This window comes from Actinomycetospora chibensis (genome assembly GCF_028737215.1).
In the GTDB taxonomy this organism is placed as follows: domain Bacteria; phylum Actinomycetota; class Actinomycetes; order Mycobacteriales; family Pseudonocardiaceae; genus Actinomycetospora; species Actinomycetospora chibensis.
This window is the reverse complement of sequence record NZ_JAQZAM010000008.1, coordinates 1-16,450: the sequence shown is the minus strand read 5'-3', so window position 1 is coordinate 16,450 and position 16,450 is coordinate 1. Positions and strand designations below refer to the sequence as shown.

Genomic DNA, 16,450 nt, shown 5'->3' with positions numbered 1-16,450 from the left:
GCGGGAACCTCGGAGGTGGTGGAGTCAGCCGTCGATCAGGAAGCGAGCACGGAAAGCATCGGAGGCCCGCGTCGGTGAACCTGTCGGGAGAAGAGCAGATGGTGCTCGCGTGCTCGGGGTCCGGCACCGCGCTCGGTCGTGATGACGCACGTCGAGATCGGCGTGGCAGGGAGGTGCCGGACCCGGGCGAGCACGAGCACGACGGTGGAGACGACGTAGCAGCATGCGGGTTCGCTCGCGGCGACGGCAACGACGAGGAGCGCGACGACGACGTGGAGCGCGACGGTGGAGAAGCTCTGGGGCCATCCGTGCGAGTGCGGCAGCCACTCGGTGCCGGCCTGGGTCACCTTGCCCAGGGCGTGCACCGCAGGTTGTCCAACGACCGCGAGGTTGGCCGCCGCGAATGCGCCCCGGAATCGGCCCGGCAACCAGAGCCGTCCGATGCCGACGACCAACGCGACCAAGCCGACCGCAAGGGCATGGGTCGGGGGTTCATCGGCGAGCAGGTCGAAGCCGACAGCAACGACGAGCACGAGCACGGACGACGCGGCCAGCAGAGCGGCGCGTACGCGCGAGTGGTCACGCTGAGTCGCAACCGAACCGGACACGGCGCGACGCTAGCACTCGATGGTGATGGCCAGACGAGCTACTCGCGGCCCATGGTCACGGGTGTCCTCCACCCGTGACGCCGACCGGCGCAGGAGTGCCCTTGGCGCGCCGGTCGTCTTCGGTATCGTCGACGGCGTGATCCGCTGGCACGGCAGCTCGCGGCTCCGCTCGAACGCGGCGTCGGGGCGAGTGTCGACCAGTTGGTCCGGCCGGCTCGCTCTCCTGGTGATCGCACTCGGGCTGGTCCTCATGCACCACGTCGTGGGGGCCCATCAGCACGCGAGCCCGAGCCCACCGCAGGCTGGGCCCGCCGCTCATTCGATGGCCGGACCCACCGCGGCGCCGCCGACCGCACACCATGATCACGACCTTGCCCCGGTCCCGGCGGCTGCCTTCGACAGCGAGCAGGCGAGGGGCCCCGACACCCCGGCGGGCATGCTCGTCAGGAGCAGCGCCGCCGTCCTGCACCACCACCCCGGCGGAAGCGGCCACGACCACTCAGGGTCGCTGCTCCACATGTGCCTCGTGGCACTGCTCGGCGCCGCGATCCTGCTCCTCGTGCTCGTCCTCGTCGCGTCGTGGTGGCGACTACCGCGTCGCAGTACCGCGCAGACCGGTCACATGGCATCCGCGGAGCCGCGCGCTCCACCAACCTCGTCGAGGCTCGCGGAGCTCCAACTCCTTCGGCTGTAGGCCGGCCCACCGCCTGCACGCGTGTCCACGAGATCACGGACCCGTGCAGCGGCGCCGAGCCCTGTCTTCAGGCACCGACCAGTGCGCATCGGCCGGTGCTCAGCCGAAGGAGAATCGTCGTGCATGCACGTCTCATCGGCGGCGTCATCGCCGCCGCCACCGCCACGGCCCTGACTGCGGGTTGTTCCGGCTCGTCGACAGCCCCGGCGGACGGTCCCGCCGCCTCGCCGTCAGTCTCGTCCCAGTCGGCCGTTGCGCCGATCTCGCCCGAGCACAACGAGGCGGACATGATGTTCGCCCAGGGCATGATCCCCCACCACACGCAGGCCATCGCCATGTCCGCGCAGGCTTCGGAGCGCGCAGCCTCTCAAGAGATCAAGGACCTGGCCGCCCGAATCGAACAGGCCCAGGGCCCCGAGATCGAGCAGATGAACCAGATGCTCGCCGCGTGGGGGGCACCGCTGCCGCAGCCGGGCAGCACGGCGATGCCTGGTATGCCGGGGATGCCCGGGATGCCGATGGGAGGCATGCCCATGCCGGGGATGATGAGTGAGGCCCAGATGCAGCAGCTGGCCGCGCAGTCCGGCCCGGCGTTCGACCGGATGTTCCTGCAGATGATGGTCGAGCACCACAACGGTGCTGTCCAGATGGCCCAGACCGAGCAGGCCCAGGGATTGAACCCGCAGGCCAAGCAGCTCGCCGGCGCCATCGTCGCCGATCAACAGCAGGAGATCTCCGAGATGCAGGCCCTGCTCAGCAGGGTCTGACCGGTCGGGGACGGGCGGCCGCGGCCGTCCGTCTCCCCCCACGGCCCGGCACGTGGGCGCCCGTCCCCGAACCCGGATCCGTCGTCCACCGCGTGCTCGCGCAGAGCGACACGCGGCGGCCTCCGTTGCCTTGAGAGGAGGCGAATGTGACCAGGACTCCTCGGCGCTACCGTCGAGCGATCGTGTCGGCCGGCGGACGGCGAGTTGTTCGGGCTGACTCCCGATGCCCGCCTACTCGCGAGCCCCGACGGGGGAGCCACCTGGCTCCCGCGCGCCACCGTCCCGGGAGGTCGGGCGCAGTCGCTGACCGCCGTCGGGCAGGGGCGTGTGCTGGCCGCGACCGCCGGAGGCATCCACGAGAGCCGTGACGGCGGGAGGGCGTTCTCCACCATCGCGGCGTTGGCCACCTGACCCGCCGCCGACGTCGGCGAACACACGCGAGGACGCCCGCACGGAACGTCTCCGGGAGCGCGTCCCGGGTGTGTCACGCGATGCCGCGAGCGCGGAAACGCCGTAGACGGAGGCTGTTGGCCACGACGAAGACCGAGGAGAAGGCCATCGCCGCACCGGCGAGCATGGGGTTGAGCAGCCCGGCCGCGGCCAGCGGCAGCGCCGCGGTGTTGTAGGCGAACGCCCAGAACAGGTTGCCCTTGATGGTCGCCAGCGTGCGGCGGGAGAGCCGGATGGCGTCGACCCCGACCCGCAGGTCTCCGCGCACCAGGGTGAGGTCGCTGGCCTCGATCGCGACATCGGTGCCGGTGCCCATGGCCAGCCCCAGGTCGGCCCGCGCGAGCGCTGCGGCGTCGTTGACACCGTCGCCGATCATGGCCACAACCCTTCCCTCCTCCTGGAGGCGGGCGATCACCTCGTCCTTGTCGGCGGGCATGACCTCGGCGATGACCCGCCCCGGGTCGATACCGACCTCCGACGCGACGGCACGGGCGGCCGGCTCCGCGTCGCCGGTCAGCAGGACCGGGGTCAGACCAAGAGCACGCAACCCGCGCACAGCGTCGGCACTGCCCTCCTTCACCGTGTCGGCGACCGACAGCAGCCCGCGCGCCTCGCCGTCCCACGCCACAGCCACGACCGTGTGTCCGCGGGCCTCGGCGTCCGACTTCACCGCGGCGAGGTCGGCCGGCACGTCCACCGACCAGTCCTCGAGCAGCCGTGGCCGCCCGACGAGGACCGCGTGGCCGCCGACGGTGCCGTGCACCCCGAGGCCCTCGTCGTTGGCGAACTCCTCGACGGCGGAGAGGGGCCGGTCCGAGCGGCCGCGGGCCGCGGCGGTGATGGCTCGGGCGACCGGGTGTTCCGAGGCGTCCTCGAGGGCTCCGGCGAGGCGGAGGACCTCGGCGGCGTCCTCTCCGGTGACGGGGTGGACGTCGACCAGGGACATGCGGCCTTCGGTGATCGTGCCGGTCTTGTCGAGGACCACGGTGTCGACGCGGCGGGTCGACTCGAGCACCTCGGGGCCCTTGATGAGGATGCCCAAGGCAGCACCTCGACCGGTGCCGACCATCAGCGCCATCGGTGTGGCCAGGCCCAGGGCGCAAGGACAGGCGATGATCAGGACCGCGACGGCCGCGGTGAAGGCGCCCGCGGCCCCGATCCCGGCGGCCAGCCAGAAGCCGAGGGTGGCGGCCGCGAGCAGGATGACGATCGGGACGAAGACGCCCGAGACGCGGTCGGCGAGGCGCTGGACGGCGGCCTTGCCCGTCTGGGCGTCCTCGACCAGGCGCGCCATCTGCGCCAGCTGGGTGTCCGCGCCGACCCGCGTAGCTCGGACGACGAGGCGGCCGCCGGCGTTCACGGTGGCGCCGATGACGGTGTCGCCGATGCCGACGTCGACCGGCACCGACTCGCCGGTGACCATGGAGGCGTCGATTGCAGAGCTGCCGTCCTCGACCTCGCCGTCGGTGGCGATCTTCTCCCCGGGCCGGACGACGAAGCGGTCGCCGACGGCCAGCCGCTCGACGGGAATCCGGTGCTCGACGCCGTCGCGAAGCACGGCGACGTCCTTGGCGCCGAGCTCGAGCAGTGCGCGTAGCGCGGCCCCCGCGCGGCGCTTGGCCCTCGCCTCGAACCAGCGGCCGGCGAGGATGAACGTGGTGACCCCGGCCGCGACCTCGAGGTAGATGTTGCCGGCGCCGTCGGTCGGCTCGATGGACAGCTCGAACGGGTGCACCATCCCGGGCACTCCGGCGGTGCCGAGGAAGAGCGCATACAGCGACCAGCCGAAGGCAGCGAGGGTGCCGAGCGAGATGAGGGTGTCCATGGTCGCGGTGCCGTGGCGCAGGTTCGCCCAGGCGGCGCGGTGGAACGGCAGAGCGCCCCACACGACCACTGGGGCGGCGAGCGCGAGAGACGCCCACTGCCAGTAGGTGAACTGCACCGCCGACACCATCGCGAGGACGACCACGGGGATCGAGAGGACGAGGGAGACGACCAGCCGGGTCCGCAGGCTGTCCGCCTCACCTCCGCGGTCCCCGTCGGCCTCGGTGTCGTTGTCCTCACCCCCCGACGGCGGCGCCGGAACGGATGCCGTGTATCCGGCCGCCTCCACCGCGCCGATGAGGTCGTAGGTGGTGATGTCGGACGTCACGGAGACGCGTGCCTTCTCGGTGGCGAAATTGACCGACGCCTGGACTCCGTCGAGCTTGTTGAGCTTGCGCTCGATGCGGTTCGCGCACGAGGCGCACGTCATGCCGCCGAGGACGAGCTCGACCTGCTGGATCGGGGTGTCTCGCTGGTCGGGCGAGGCGCCGGCGGCGTCCGCGCCGGTGTTCTCGGTGACGGTGCTCATCCCGCGTGTCCTTCCTCGGCAGCCTCGGAGAGCCCGCCCTCGACGGTCGACGGTGGGCGATCAATGGCCATGGGGTGCACCCGAGTCGCCGTGGCCGCCCGGGGCGCTGACCGGCGTCCCGGGGCCGGTCGCCGCAACGACCGTGAACTCCGCGCTGCGGACGACACCCTGGTGGGCGAAGTCGAGGTAGAGCCGGTACGGACCGGCCGAGGGCACCTCGGCGAGGAACTGGATGGCCGGCCCCGCCGGAGTGCGGCTGTCGCCGGGGCTCCCGGTGGGGTGCACGTGCAGGTAGGCGAGGTCACCGGTCCGAAGGGCGACGAGGTGGCCGTAGGCGGCAAGGTAGGGCTGCAGATCCGTCACGGGTGCTCCGTCACGCGAGACCGACAGCGTCAGCGGGCTCTGGGTCCCGGGGACGAGGGCGCCCGTCAGGGTCACCGTATAGCCGTCCGGGGTGGTGGCGGTGGTGGACGGGGGCGGCAGGGGCACCGGGCGGTAGGTACCGGCGACCGCGATGTCGCGGCCGAGGGTCAGCGCCTCGCTGCGCCCGTCCGGCGCGAAGTCCGCGAACACCCGGTGGTCCCTGGCGGCGAAGGTCGTCGTGGTGCGCCAGGTGCCGTTCGCGTCCATGACCGGGTGGAGGTGCTGGAAACCGCTCTGATCGCGTCCCACCACGATCAGGTGCAGTGGCTTGTCGTGGGTGGGGGTGAAGGCCGTCACGGGTGCACCGGTCGGACCCAGGACCCGGAACGTGAGCTCGCCGGGGCTGTCGGCCTGCTCGGGCGCGGCGAGGACGTCGAGGGTGTAGCCGTCCTTGGCGACGGCGAGGCCGCTGACGTCGGTTCCCGCGGTGGTGGGGGCGCCCGGCCCGGCTTCCCCCTGCACGGGTGCGGGAGTGGGTGGCAGGGCTGGCGCGGGAGCCGGGGTGGGTGCTGCGACCGCGGCGACTCCTCCACCCACGGCGAGGGCGAGCACGAGCGCGAGGGCGAACCCGAGAAGACGGACAGCGGGGCGATCGAGCCGCGACCACCACGAGGGAGGCCCCATCGCCGGCGCATCGGGAGGATCGACGGAACGGGTCGTCGATTGCTCCGACCTCTCCGGGCTCGTCGTGCTCACGACGTCCTCCCCGAACCTTCGAGCTGGTAGCCGGCCTCCTCCACCGCGGCGCGGACAGCGTCGTCGTCGACCGAGATCGCCGCGGTCACGACCACGCGACCGGTGGGGAGATCGACATCGACGTCCGACACGCCCGGAACTCCCCCGACCTCCTCCCGGACCGAGGCCACGCAGTGGTCGCAGGTCATTCCGGTCACGGAGTAGGTGCTGGTCTCGCTCACGGGGTCGTCTCCGTTCTCGTCGACCGCCCGAGGACGGTCAGAGGGGGGATGGGCGTGCGCGTCCGCCCGAGGCGGGCGAGCGCAGGGCTGGCGTGGAAGACGGACTACGCCGTCTCCCCGAGAGCGATCAGGACTTGACCAGTCGCGCGATCGCTGCGCTGGCCTCGGAGATCTTCTCGTTCGCCACGTCGCCACCCTGCGCGGCTGCCTCGGCCACGCAGTGGCTGAGGTGGTCGTCGAGCAGGCCGAGCGCGACGTTCTCGAGGGCGCTGGTCGCGGCTGAGACCTGGGTCAGGATGTCGATGCAGTACTTGTCCTCGTCGACCATCTTGGCGATGCCGCGCACCTGTCCTTCGATGCGGCGCAACCGCTTCAGATACGCGTCCTTCTCCGCGGCGTAACCGTTCATCACCGGTCCTCTCGTCGCGGTCGACGATACCCCCCGGGGGTAGCTTGTCAAGCGCGATCGGGTGTCGCGATGCGCGGACCCGTGCGGCCGACCCGGAACTTCCTGGCAGACGGGCTCAACTGCCGCCGCACGGACGACTCCCCGAGAGAAGGCGGCCCTCGACGCCCTTGTGTCTTATACCCCTACCCCCTATCGTCGCTTCACATGCCCGTACCCCCCTGGGGTATTAGTGCAGCGAGAGGGAGCCACGGTGGACACACTGACGCCGGCCCTGGTGATGCTGGCCTTCGGGGTCCTACTGGTCACCGGAGTGCGAATTCTGGCGCGTGCCGTCAGCGTCGCGGCGCCGCTGACCGACGTTCTGCCGCACGCCGGCGGCCTGCCGCCGGTCGAGCACCCCGTCTCCCGGTTCCACGTCCGTTGGTACGTCGTGACCATGGTCTTCCTGGCCTTCGACATGGAGATGATCTTCATGTACCCCTGGACCCTGGTCGTCGCGCAGAAGGGCCCGGCGGCGGTGGTCGAGATGTTCGGCTTCCTCGCGCTCCTCATGGCCGGCGTGCTCTACGCCTGGCGCGAAGGGGCGCTCCGATGGACCTGAGGCGAGCCCTCCTGCGTGCAGCCGCCGCGCGGCCCCACGTCCTGATCATCGGCGGACTCGGTACCGACCGGCTCCGCGCGCGGGTCGAGCAGGAAGTGGCTCGGCGCGGGTGGCCCGTGGCGTCCGCGCCGGCCGACGCGGATGTCGTGGTGGTCATCGGACGGCCCGGCCCGGAGCTCCGAGCCGTCATCGACGGCGTCTGGACCGGAGTGCCCGCCCCTCGCAGTCAGATATGGATCACAGACGAGGACGAGGTCTCCTCGGCGCTCGACGACTCCGTCCAGGAGCTGGCGGACCTCGCCGCGCAACGGGCCCACGCACCCCGCTCCGGGCTGCCGGCGATACACACCGGCGTTTTCCCCCCGGAGCAGGGCCATGACATTAGCGAGCAGAGCGGCCACGACGAGCCCGGCGAGCACGGCCATCACCATCACGACGGCGGCATGGAGCTGCCCGGCGGGCTGGCGATGGCCGACCTCGGTGAGGACCGTGACGGGCTCGCCCTCGATCAGCTGCACGTCCCGCTCGGTCCCGTGCTGCCCGAGTGGCCGAGCGGGCTGGTCGTCGACATCGTCCTGCAGGGCGACGTCATCCAGGAGGCACGCTCGCGGTTCCTCGACGACGTCGCTGCCGTCGAGCGCCAGCCCGACGCGGCCCGAGCGCTCGACTCCGCGGCGCGCGTCCTCGCCCTCAGCGGCTGGGAAGGCCCGGCCGCACGGGCCCGCGGGCTACGGGACGTATTGCTCTTCGGCGGGGGCGAGACCGTGCGCATCCTCGAGGAGCTCGACGACCTGCGCCGCCGGGTCCGGCGGTCGCGGCTCCTGCGATGGGTGCTCCGGTCCGCCGGCGCCGGACGCAGCGAGGTCCTCGAGGCCCTCGACGACAAGCTGCTCTCGGCCAGGGCGGCCGTCGCAGGGGCCGGCGCCGAGGCGCCGGTCGCGACCGACCTCCCCTCGCTCGACGCCCGACTGGTGGGCGTCGAGTTCGCCGCGGCGAGATTGATCGTCGCCGTCGCGGACCCGCTCCCCCAACCCGCTCTGGCGCGGCCGACGGATCAGGGCGGTGCGTCGTGAACGTCGCACTGCCACTCGGCTGGGCGGTCCTCCTGCCGGTCCTCCTGCTCGCCGTCGCGTGGGCAGCGGTCGCCGCGGACGTCGTTGTCGCCGGGCGGGCGGCGGGTCGCCCCGTACCCTGGACCACCGCCGCCGCCCTCCCCGGGCGCGAGGCCCTGCGACTGCTCGTGGGGCAGCGCCGACGCGCCGTGGCCGGTGACGAGCTGCTGCGCGGGGTCGGGGGCGCGGTCCTCCCGATCGCGGCACTGTTGGCCGCCGCGGTTCTCCCGCTCGGGCTACGCCCCGTGGCTGATCTCGGGGTGGGGATCGTGTGGTTCAACGCGATGGAGGTGTTCGCGTGGGCCGCGGTGTGGCTGGTCGGCTGGGGCGCCAACAGCACGATGTCGCTGATCGGTGGCTACCGCTTCGTGGCTCAGGGCCTGGGCTGGGAGCTCCCGCACATGTTCGCCCTCATCACGGCCGCGATCGGGGCGCAGAGCCTGCGTGTCAGCGACGTGGTCGCCGCTCAGCAGGGACTGTGGTTCGTCGTGATCATGCCGGTGGCGTTCGTGGCCTTCCTGCTCAGCGTGGCGGCCATGGCGTTCTGGGGCCCGTTCGGCGCGCCCGTCGGGCGCGACCTCGCCGGCGGGGCGGCGGCGGAGCTCGGAGGCGTCGACCGGCTCGTCGTCCTGACCGGGCGGTGGCTCCTGCTGGTCGCGGCAGCGGCCATGGCGGTGCCGCTGTTCCTCGGCGGGGGGCACGGCCCGTGGCTGCCGGCGTGGGCCTGGGTGCTGGTGAAGACCCTGGCTGTGCTGGCGGCGCTGGTCGGGCTGCGCCACCGGATTCCGACCATCCGCATGGAGCGCTGGACGGAGTTCTCCCTGGTGGTCCTCACGCCGGCCACCATCGCCCAGGCGCTCGTCGTGACCCTCGTCGTGCTCGGCGAAGGAGGAGTCTGACGATGATCACTCTTGCCCTGTTCGTGGTCCTCGCGGCCACGGCGATCGTGGCGGGCGCGCTGGTCTTCCGCGTCGACTCGATGGCGCGCGCGACGTTCCTGCTGCTGCTCTCGTTCCTCGCGGTCGCCGGCCTCGTGCTCATGACCGGACTTCAGTACCTCGGCGTGGTCATCGTGCTGATGATGGTCATCGAGATGGTCGTCATGGCTGTTTTCATGATCATGTACATGATGAACCCGGCCGGGCTCATGACCATGACGATGTTCCACAACACACGCGGTGCCGTGGCCATCGCAGCAACCGTGTTCGTCGCACTCGCGGCGGGTGCGTTGGTGGTGGACTGGCCAGTTCGTGGTGGCGTGCCGGCTCCAGACCTCACGATGGCCCTCGGCGAGAGCCTCATGAGCGGCCAGATGCTGACGATGATGACGCTCGGCGTGACGCTGTTCGCCACGATCGTGGGCAGTGTCGTGCTGGCGACTGGCCGAGGTCGGTACGACCGGCTGGGCGATGACCTCGGCGCGGCGGAGTCCGACGACCGGGACCGGGGCGGTGTCGGGCGATGAACCTGCAGGCCTACCTCGTCGTCGCCGCGGCGCTGGTCTCCGTCGGGCTCTTCGGAGCGCTGACCCAGCAGTCGATCGTCATGCTCATGATGGGCCTCGAGCTCCTGCTCAACGGGGTCATCCTGGGCGCGGCGGCGTTCTGGTACTTCCTGGCGCCCGCGGGCACCGAAGGTCAGGTGCTGATCGTCATCGTTGTGACGGCGATGGCCATCGAGATGGCGGCCGGGTTCGCGGTCACGACCGCGATCTACCGCGCGAAGCGCATCGACATGACCGACGACGCCGCTGAGCTGCGGGGCTGACCATGGACGTCCTCCTCGTGGCCCTGCTTCTCGTTCCCCTCATCGGCGGCGTCACGCTGGTGGTGGTGCGCCCACCTCGCGCTGCGGTCCCGGTGGGGCTCGCGGTCGCCGCCGCGACCGTGGGCCTGGCCGTGGTCGCGGCGTTGCAGCGTCCACACATCGGCCTGCCGCTGTTCGACGGCGTCGCGGCCGGCTTCGCCGTGGACGAGCTGTCGGCGGTCATGGTCGTGCTGGTCGCGGTCGCCCTGCTCGCGGTGCTGGCCTTCGCCGCGGGCGAGCCAGCGCTGGGATCGGGCCGGTTCGTCGGCCTCATGCTCGTCTTCGCCGGGGCGATGCTCGCCACCGTCACCGCGACCACTCTCCCGCCGTTGCTCGCCGCGTGGGAGGTCATGGGCGCCGTCAGCTGGGCCCTCATCGCCCACCACACCAGCGACCCTGAAGCGGCCCGTGGTGCGAGGACCGCGTTCCTGACCACGCGCACCGCCGACCTCGGGCTGTACCTCGCCGCAGGTGCGCTCCTCGCCGGCGGTGTGCCGACCCTCGCGATCGACGCGCTGCCCCTCGTGGCCGGCGGATGGCGGGACCTCGCGGTCGCCGGCATCGTGGTCGCCGCGCTCGGCAAGTCCGCGCAGCTGCCGTTCAGCTTCTGGCTCTCGGGGGCCATGCACGGCCCGAGCCCGGTGTCGGCGCTGCTGCACTCGGCGACGATGGTCGCCGCCGGCGCCTACCTGCTCCTCCGGACCACGGCCGGCCTGCAGGCCACTGGGTGGGCCGCGCCGCTGGTGGCGTGGGTCGGCGTGAGCACGGCGCTGCTGCTCGGTCTCGTCGCCCTCGCGCAGGACGACCTCAAGCAGCTGCTCGCCGCCTCGACCTCGGCCCAGATCGGGTTCATGGTGCTCGCCGCCGGCGTCGGAGCCGTGCCCGCCGGCGTGCTCCAGACCGTCGCACACGCGGCGACCAAGAGCCTGCTCTTCCTGGTGGCCGGCGCGTGGCTCGTGCGCGTCGGCAGCCGCCGACTCGACGACCTCCGAGGGGCCGCGCGCCGCCACCCCGTCCTCGGCGCGGCCTTCACCGTCGGCTCGGTGACCCTCGCCGGAGTGCCACCGACCGGGCTGTGGGTGAGCAAGGACGCCGTCCTGGCGGGCGCGATGGCGACTGGCCCCTCGCTCTACGCCGTCGGTCTGGCCGCAGGCCTGGTCTCGGCCGGCTACGCGGCCAAAGCTCTGTGGTTCGTCTGGCACCCTTCGCCCAACCCCGTCGAGGACATGGCCGTCGCACCCGCCGGCGAGCGGGTCCAGGCCGTCGTGGCTGTGGCGCTCGCGGTGGCCGCGGCGGCCGCGGGGCTGCTCGCCCTGGGCCCTGCCGTCTTCCGGCCGGACCCGGCGCCGAGCGGCCTCGAGCTGCTCGTCTCCGGTGCGGTCGCCGTCGTCGGCATCGGGGTGACGTGGCGGGTCGCAGGGCGGCTCCCGGAACCCGCTCTGCTCCTCTCGTGGCTGCGGCTCGAGCGGCTGGCCGTCGTGCTCCTCGTCCGGCCGACGCGGCAACTGGCTGCCGCGCTCGCCCGCGGCGACGACGCGCTCCACCACCGCGTCGTGCTCGGGACGGGACGCGACGCGGTCCGTGTCGCGGCCCTGATCGACCGGCACGTCGAGCGGGGGCTGGACCGGGGCGTCGACGGCGTGGCGGCGGGTGCCCGAGCTCTCGGCCGCACCGCTCGCCGGCCCCAGACGGGCCAGTTGCACCAGTACTACGCCCAGGCCGCCGTCGGTTTCGGCGTGCTGGCCGCCCTCGCCGTGCTCCTGATCGGGGTGAGCTGACCGTGCTCTCCATCGTCGTGTTCCTGCCCGCCGTCGTGGCGCTCGCTCTCGCCGCGCTCCCCGACACGAGCACACCGCGCCGCTACACCGTGCCGTGGGTGGTCACCGGCCTGGTGCAGCTCGTGCTCGTCGCCGTGATGTGGCTGCAGCTCCCCCCCAGCGGCTACGGGTTCGTCGAGCAGGTCGCCTGGATCCCCAGCGCGGGCATCTCGTACCACCTCGGGGTCGACGGGCTCTCGCTCCCACTCGTGGCGATGACCGTCGTCGTGTTCACGGCGGCCGCGATCTACTCGCTTCGCGAGCACCAACGGCCGAAGTCCTACGTGCTGCTGTTCCTGGCGCTGCAGACCGTGAGCGTGGGTGTCTTCGTCGCCCTCGATCTCATCCTGTTCTTCCTGTTCTTCGACCTGTCGATCGTGTTCATGTACTTCGTCATCGCCGGATGGGGCCAGGGCTCCCGGGCGCGCTCGGCGGCGCTGACGTTCTTCCTCTACACGTTCCTGGGCTCGCTCGCGCTGCTGCTCGGGTTCATCCTGATCTATCTCGCGGCGACGCCCCACACCTTCGACATCCCCGCGCTCGCCGCGCAGAACCCGCTGACCGCCGGAGGTCCCGTCGCCGGGGCCGCGCTCCTGGCGATCGGTATGGGGCTCGCGGTGAAGACCCCGCTCGTCCCGTTCCACACCTGGCTGCCGCCGGCACACACCGAGGCCCCGGCCGCGGGCTCCGCGGTGCTGGCCGGCGTGCTGCTGAAGATGGGGACCTACGGTTTCGTCCGCATCGCGATGCCACTGTTGCCAGCCTCGTGGCGGCAGTTCGCCGGCGTCGTGGTGGTGCTCGGCGTGGTCTCGGTCATCTATGGCGCGCTGGTCGCGCTCGCCCAGACCGACCTGAAGCGCATGATCGCCTACACCTCGGTGAACCACATGGGCTACGTGCTGCTCGGCGTCGGCGCCGCGGGCCTGGTCGCCGAAACCGATGCGCAGGCTCGGCAGCTCGCCACCACGGGCGCGGTGACCCAGATGGTGTCGCACGGGCTGATCACCGGGGCGCTGTTCCTGCTCGCGGGCGCGCTGCACGAACGTGGCCGCACCTACGACATGGGTGCCTACGGCGGCCTGGCGGCGCGCACGCCGCGGTTCGCCGGCCTGTTCGCGGTGGCTGCCTTCGCCTCGCTCGGGCTCCCCGGCTTCTCCGGGTTCATCGCCGAGTTCCAGATCTTCACCGGCGCGCTGGGTGCGACGCCGGTGGCGACCGCGATCGCCGTCGTCGGCATCCTCCTCACCGCCGGACTGTTCCTGGTGGCTCTCTCCCGGATGCTGCTCGGCGGGCTGCGCTACCCCGACGCGCCCGGCACGCCGCGTCCCTTCCCCGACCTCCGGGCCCGCGAGCTCGCGGCGATCGTCCCGCTGCTTCTGCTGGCCACGCTGATCGGGCTGGTGCCGCGGACGCTGCTCGACACGATCGATCCGGCGTCGCGAGTGCTCAACGAGCTGGTCGCGCGATGAACGGCCCGACGGCGGCGTCACCCGTCGGTCGCCGGGAGGGGCCATGGTCATGATGAACGAGGACCCCGCCACCCTGATCCCGGAGCTGGCGCTGCTCGCCGGAGCCGTCCTCGCCGTGCTCGTCGGTGCGTGGACACCGCGCCGCCGGCAAGGACGCGTGCGCGTCCTCGCCCTGGTCGCCGTCGGGGTGGGCCTGATCGGGACGATCACCGCCGCCACGAAGCCGCCGAGCACGACCTTCGACACCTACGTCCTCGACACGACGACCCACGCCGTCCGCGCGATCGTGCTGGTCTCGGTCGCCCTGATCCTGTGGTGGTCCCGCGACGCCGTGGCCGCGCACCCGCGCGAGAGCGAGTTCACCGCGCTCGTCCTGCTCGGTGGTCTCGGAGCGGTCCTGATGGCGGGCGCCGCGGACCTCCTGCTGCTCTTCGCCGCCTTCCTGCTCGCGAGCGTCCCGCTGTACGCCCTCGCGGGTTGGGCCAAGTCGGGCGCGACCACCGAGGCCGCGCTGAAGTACTACCTCTCGGGCGCCTTCGCCGGGGTCACCATGCTCGCCGGCACCACGCTGCTCTACGGGGCGGCGGGGACGACCGGCTACGACACCCTGCCCGAGGGGCTCGCGACAGGAGCAGCGGGACCCGCGGCCGTCGGTCTGGTCGCCGTGCTCGCGGGCCTGGCGTTCAAGGCCGGGGCCGTCCCCGCCCACTTCTGGGTTCCGGACGTCACCGACGGCACGCCCCCACCGGTGGCCGCCGTCCTGACCACGATTCCGAAGATCGGGGCACTGGCGGCGATGTGGCGGCTCCTCCTGGACGTGCCGGAGGACATCGTGCCCTGGCCGCTGCTCATTGCGGTGATCGCCGCGGTCAGCATGAGCCTGGGGAACCTCGCCGCGTTCAGCCAGTCGTCCGTCCTGCGACTGCTCGCCTACTCCACGGTCTCGCAGGTCGGCTACGTGCTGATCATCATCGCCGTGGGTGCCCGCACCCCCGAGGCCCAGCCGGCCCTGCTCTTCTATCTCGCCGCGTACGCGCTCACGAACATCGGGGCCTTCGCCGCGGTGGCCGCACACCCTGCTCGCACCGTCGACGAGTTCCGCGGGCTCGGCCGGCGTCGACCACTCCTCGCGATCGCCCTCGTCGTGAGCCTGCTCGGGCTGGTCGGGACCCCGCCCACGGCCGTGTTCGTCGGCAAGCTCACCGCCTTCACCGCGGCCTTCGACGGCGGCATGGCCTGGCTCGCCGTACTCGCCGCGGTCAACACCGTCGCCTCACTCTTCTACTACCTGCGCTGGATCGCCCCGCTGTTCCGCGACGAGTCGCCGGAGCCCGCCGACGAGAGCAGCGAATCCCGCACGGCGCGCCACGGCGCAGTCACCGCCGCGACTCTCTCGCTGGTCCTCGGCGTCGCCGCCGGTCTGATCCTGCCTCTGTTCGCCGCGTCGTGACCCGGTCGTCGGCGACGTCGGCCCACGTGGGGCATGGTGCGGAGCCCACCGCCATCGAGACGCTCGACCGCGTGGCGTGCAGGACCCCGGAGCGCTGAGCGATGCTCGGGCTCGCCGTTCCGGCGACCGGTGAAGGCGGCGACGCAGTGCCCTGGCGGCCGGAGGGGACACCGGCGGCACCGATGGTTCCGGCCAGGCGGCAGTTGACGTCCCGGCGGCTCGGGGTGCGACCGCGACCGCGGCGGCCGGTCCGATGACCACGGGCGATGCGGCGCCACCTACCCCGCGTGACCGCGCCTTCGAAGCGGCCCCAGTCGGCCGAGCCTGGCCCTTCCAGACGCGTGAGCACCTCGTCATCGCGGTGCTCAACGTCGGGAGGCGATGCGCTACGAGCGGAAACGCAGCGAGGGTGTCGGGAGTGCCCCGCGTCCGACACGTGGTCGTCGGGGGCTTGGTGGTCCCGGGGTCCCGCGCGCGGTTCGGGTGATCGGCGGCGGGTACCCGTGTGGTCGGTGTCGTCCCAGCCCCGAGGACTCCGTGTCGTTGCCGTCCGGATTCCAGGGAGTCCCGTGTCGATCGTGGCCACCGGTACCTCGCGCCTGCCCGTTCCGTCCGGAGCGGGCGACGACCTCGCCGTGCGGGAGCGCCGAGTCGTCGTCCGCGGTGTCGACACCCGCTATCTCGAGGCCGGCAGCGGCCCGGTGCTGGTGATGCTGCACGGTCACGAGCAGAACGCCGCCAGCTGGCGGCACGTGATGCCGGCCCTGGCCGGCCACCGGCGGGTGATCGCGGTGAGCCTGCCCGGGCACGGGGAGAGCGCTCCGCCGCTGGACGGCTACGCCCCCAACCGTGACCTCGCCGCGTCGGTGGCCGAGTTCCTCGACGCCCTCGGGATCGACGGTGTCGACCTGGTCGGGCACTCCGTCGGCGGCGCCGTGGCCCTGCACCTGGCCCTGGCCGACCCCGACCGGGTGCGGACGCTGACGCTGGTGGCCAGCGCGGGGCTCGGGCGCGCGGTGAACCCGCTCATCGCCCTGGACACGCTCCCGGGCCTCGGCGAATGGGCGATCATGCTCAGCCGCCTCCCCGGAGGGCACCTGCAGCGCACGATGATGTCGGCGGCGATGCTGTTCGCCCAGCCCTGGCGGGTGCCCGCCGACTTCTTCACCGAGGCGCACGCCCTCGGCCGGCGCCCCGGACAGCTCGAGGCCTCCACCGCCCTGGCCCGCGCCCTGTTCAGCGCCTTCGGGCAGCGCGACGTCCTGCTCGACGAGCTCGACACCCTGACGATGCCGACCCTGGTCATGTGGGGGACGTGGGACCTCGTCCTGCCCGCCCACCACGCCCGGGTCGCGGTGAACCGCCTGCCCCGGGGTCGGCTGGCACTGTTCCGCGCCTGCGGGCACCTGCCCCACGTCGAGCAGCCCGGGCGATTCGTCGCCGAGCTGGAGGCGCTGCTCGCGGCGCGCCCCGCCGGCCGCCGCGGACGCGCCGGCAGGGAGCCCTCGGCCGCCGGGCCCTAGGGCGTGTCTGATGAATCGTCGGGTAGGGCTCTGACAAGATCTTGGTGTGCG

General features: G+C 72.4%; 17 protein-coding genes. 12 read left to right on the top strand and 5 right to left on the bottom strand.

Annotated features, from left to right (window positions below; translation table 11 throughout):
• Nucleotides 1-35 precede the first annotated feature (35 nt).
• Nucleotides 36-539 (bottom strand): hypothetical protein, encoded by a 504-nt coding sequence (locus tag PH189_RS13615; protein ID WP_274189343.1) that lies wholly within the window; start codon nucleotides 537-539, stop codon nucleotides 36-38.
• Nucleotides 540-627: 88 nt separating this feature from the next.
• On the opposite strand from PH189_RS13615, the gene PH189_RS30485 reads away from it, so the two are divergent.
• The 3 genes from PH189_RS30485 to PH189_RS13605 all read left to right on the top strand — a co-directional run bounded on the left by PH189_RS30485 (nucleotide 628) and on the right by PH189_RS13605 (nucleotide 2,480).
• Nucleotides 628-1,302, top strand: coding sequence for a DUF6153 family protein (locus PH189_RS30485; protein ID WP_345332704.1), 675 nt, complete (start codon nucleotides 628-630; stop codon nucleotides 1,300-1,302).
• A 119-nt stretch (nucleotides 1,303-1,421) separates the two neighbouring features.
• Nucleotides 1,422-2,069 (top strand): DUF305 domain-containing protein, encoded by a 648-nt coding sequence (locus tag PH189_RS13610; RefSeq protein WP_274189342.1) that lies wholly within the window; start codon nucleotides 1,422-1,424, stop codon nucleotides 2,067-2,069.
• A gap of 204 nt (nucleotides 2,070-2,273) precedes the next feature.
• The gene (locus tag PH189_RS13605; RefSeq protein WP_274189341.1) at nucleotides 2,274-2,480 is read left to right on the top strand and encodes a beta propeller repeat protein; all 207 of its coding nucleotides are present in this window, start codon (nucleotides 2,274-2,276) and stop codon (nucleotides 2,478-2,480) included.
• Nucleotides 2,481-2,553: 73 nt separating this feature from the next.
• Here the strand turns inward: PH189_RS13605 and PH189_RS13600 are convergent, their stop codons facing one another.
• From PH189_RS13600 to PH189_RS13585, 4 genes are all read right to left on the bottom strand, one after another.
• Entirely contained in the window at nucleotides 2,554-4,773 is a 2,220-nt protein-coding gene (locus tag PH189_RS13600) for a heavy metal translocating P-type ATPase (RefSeq protein ID WP_274189578.1), read from the bottom strand.
• A gap of 159 nt (nucleotides 4,774-4,932) precedes the next feature.
• On the bottom strand, nucleotides 4,933-5,757 hold the full coding sequence (locus PH189_RS13595; RefSeq protein WP_274189340.1) for a hypothetical protein: 825 nt from the start codon (nucleotides 5,755-5,757) through the stop codon (nucleotides 4,933-4,935).
• Between the two features lie 230 nt (nucleotides 5,758-5,987).
• Entirely contained in the window at nucleotides 5,988-6,212 is a 225-nt protein-coding gene (locus PH189_RS13590; protein WP_274189339.1) for a heavy-metal-associated domain-containing protein, read from the bottom strand.
• A gap of 127 nt (nucleotides 6,213-6,339) precedes the next feature.
• Complete coding sequence (locus PH189_RS13585; RefSeq protein WP_274189338.1) at nucleotides 6,340-6,621, bottom strand: metal-sensitive transcriptional regulator; 282 nt, start codon at nucleotides 6,619-6,621, stop codon at nucleotides 6,340-6,342.
• A gap of 250 nt (nucleotides 6,622-6,871) precedes the next feature.
• Between PH189_RS13585 and PH189_RS13580 the strand changes: the two genes are divergently transcribed.
• The 9 genes from PH189_RS13580 to PH189_RS13540 all read left to right on the top strand — a co-directional run bounded on the left by PH189_RS13580 (nucleotide 6,872) and on the right by PH189_RS13540 (nucleotide 16,399).
• Nucleotides 6,872-7,222 (top strand): NADH-quinone oxidoreductase subunit A, encoded by a 351-nt coding sequence (locus PH189_RS13580; RefSeq protein ID WP_378014975.1) that lies wholly within the window; start codon nucleotides 6,872-6,874, stop codon nucleotides 7,220-7,222.
• Nucleotides 7,213-8,295, top strand: a complete 1,083-nt coding sequence (locus PH189_RS13575) for a hypothetical protein (protein WP_274189337.1) — start codon at nucleotides 7,213-7,215, stop codon at nucleotides 8,293-8,295. Before PH189_RS13580 ends, PH189_RS13575 begins: the two co-directional genes overlap by 10 nt.
• On the top strand, nucleotides 8,292-9,233 hold the full coding sequence (locus PH189_RS13570; protein ID WP_274189336.1) for an NADH-quinone oxidoreductase subunit H: 942 nt from the start codon (nucleotides 8,292-8,294) through the stop codon (nucleotides 9,231-9,233). Before PH189_RS13575 ends, PH189_RS13570 begins: the two co-directional genes overlap by 4 nt.
• A 2-nt stretch (nucleotides 9,234-9,235) precedes the next feature.
• Entirely contained in the window at nucleotides 9,236-9,799 is a 564-nt protein-coding gene (locus PH189_RS13565) for an NADH-quinone oxidoreductase subunit J (protein ID WP_274189335.1), read from the top strand.
• Nucleotides 9,796-10,101, top strand: a complete 306-nt coding sequence (locus tag PH189_RS13560) for an NADH-quinone oxidoreductase subunit NuoK (protein WP_274189334.1) — start codon at nucleotides 9,796-9,798, stop codon at nucleotides 10,099-10,101. Before PH189_RS13565 ends, PH189_RS13560 begins: the two co-directional genes overlap by 4 nt.
• A 2-nt stretch (nucleotides 10,102-10,103) precedes the next feature.
• The gene (locus tag PH189_RS13555; RefSeq protein ID WP_274189333.1) at nucleotides 10,104-11,918 is read left to right on the top strand and encodes an NADH-quinone oxidoreductase subunit 5 family protein; all 1,815 of its coding nucleotides are present in this window, start codon (nucleotides 10,104-10,106) and stop codon (nucleotides 11,916-11,918) included.
• 2 nt (nucleotides 11,919-11,920) lie between these two features.
• Complete coding sequence (locus PH189_RS13550) at nucleotides 11,921-13,426, top strand: complex I subunit 4 family protein (RefSeq protein WP_274189332.1); 1,506 nt, start codon at nucleotides 11,921-11,923, stop codon at nucleotides 13,424-13,426.
• A 43-nt stretch (nucleotides 13,427-13,469) separates the two neighbouring features.
• Complete coding sequence (locus tag PH189_RS13545) at nucleotides 13,470-14,876, top strand: NADH-quinone oxidoreductase subunit N (RefSeq protein ID WP_274189331.1); 1,407 nt, start codon at nucleotides 13,470-13,472, stop codon at nucleotides 14,874-14,876.
• 578 nt (nucleotides 14,877-15,454) lie between these two features.
• Entirely contained in the window at nucleotides 15,455-16,399 is a 945-nt protein-coding gene (locus PH189_RS13540) for an alpha/beta fold hydrolase (RefSeq protein WP_274189330.1), read from the top strand.
• Nucleotides 16,400-16,450: the final 51 nt, after the last annotated feature.

What these genes read in the sequence shown, in the direction of transcription:
- PH189_RS30485 (WP_345332704.1), top strand. Translation starts at nt 628, where the DNA reads ATGGTGATGGCCAGACGAGCTACTCGCGGCCCATGGTCACGGGTGTCC.
- PH189_RS13600 (WP_274189578.1), bottom strand. Translation starts at nt 4,773, where the DNA reads ATGACGTGCGCCTCGTGCGCGAACCGCATCGAGCGCAAGCTCAACAAG.
- PH189_RS13575 (WP_274189337.1), top strand. Translation starts at nt 7,213, where the DNA reads ATGGACCTGAGGCGAGCCCTCCTGCGTGCAGCCGCCGCGCGGCCCCAC.
- PH189_RS13565 (WP_274189335.1), top strand. Translation starts at nt 9,236, where the DNA reads ATGATCACTCTTGCCCTGTTCGTGGTCCTCGCGGCCACGGCGATCGTG.
- PH189_RS13585 (WP_274189338.1), bottom strand. Translation starts at nt 6,621, where the DNA reads ATGAACGGTTACGCCGCGGAGAAGGACGCGTATCTGAAGCGGTTGCGC.
- PH189_RS13560 (WP_274189334.1), top strand. Translation starts at nt 9,796, where the DNA reads ATGAACCTGCAGGCCTACCTCGTCGTCGCCGCGGCGCTGGTCTCCGTC.
- PH189_RS13555 (WP_274189333.1), top strand. Translation starts at nt 10,104, where the DNA reads ATGGACGTCCTCCTCGTGGCCCTGCTTCTCGTTCCCCTCATCGGCGGC.
- PH189_RS13545 (WP_274189331.1), top strand. Translation starts at nt 13,470, where the DNA reads ATGGTCATGATGAACGAGGACCCCGCCACCCTGATCCCGGAGCTGGCG.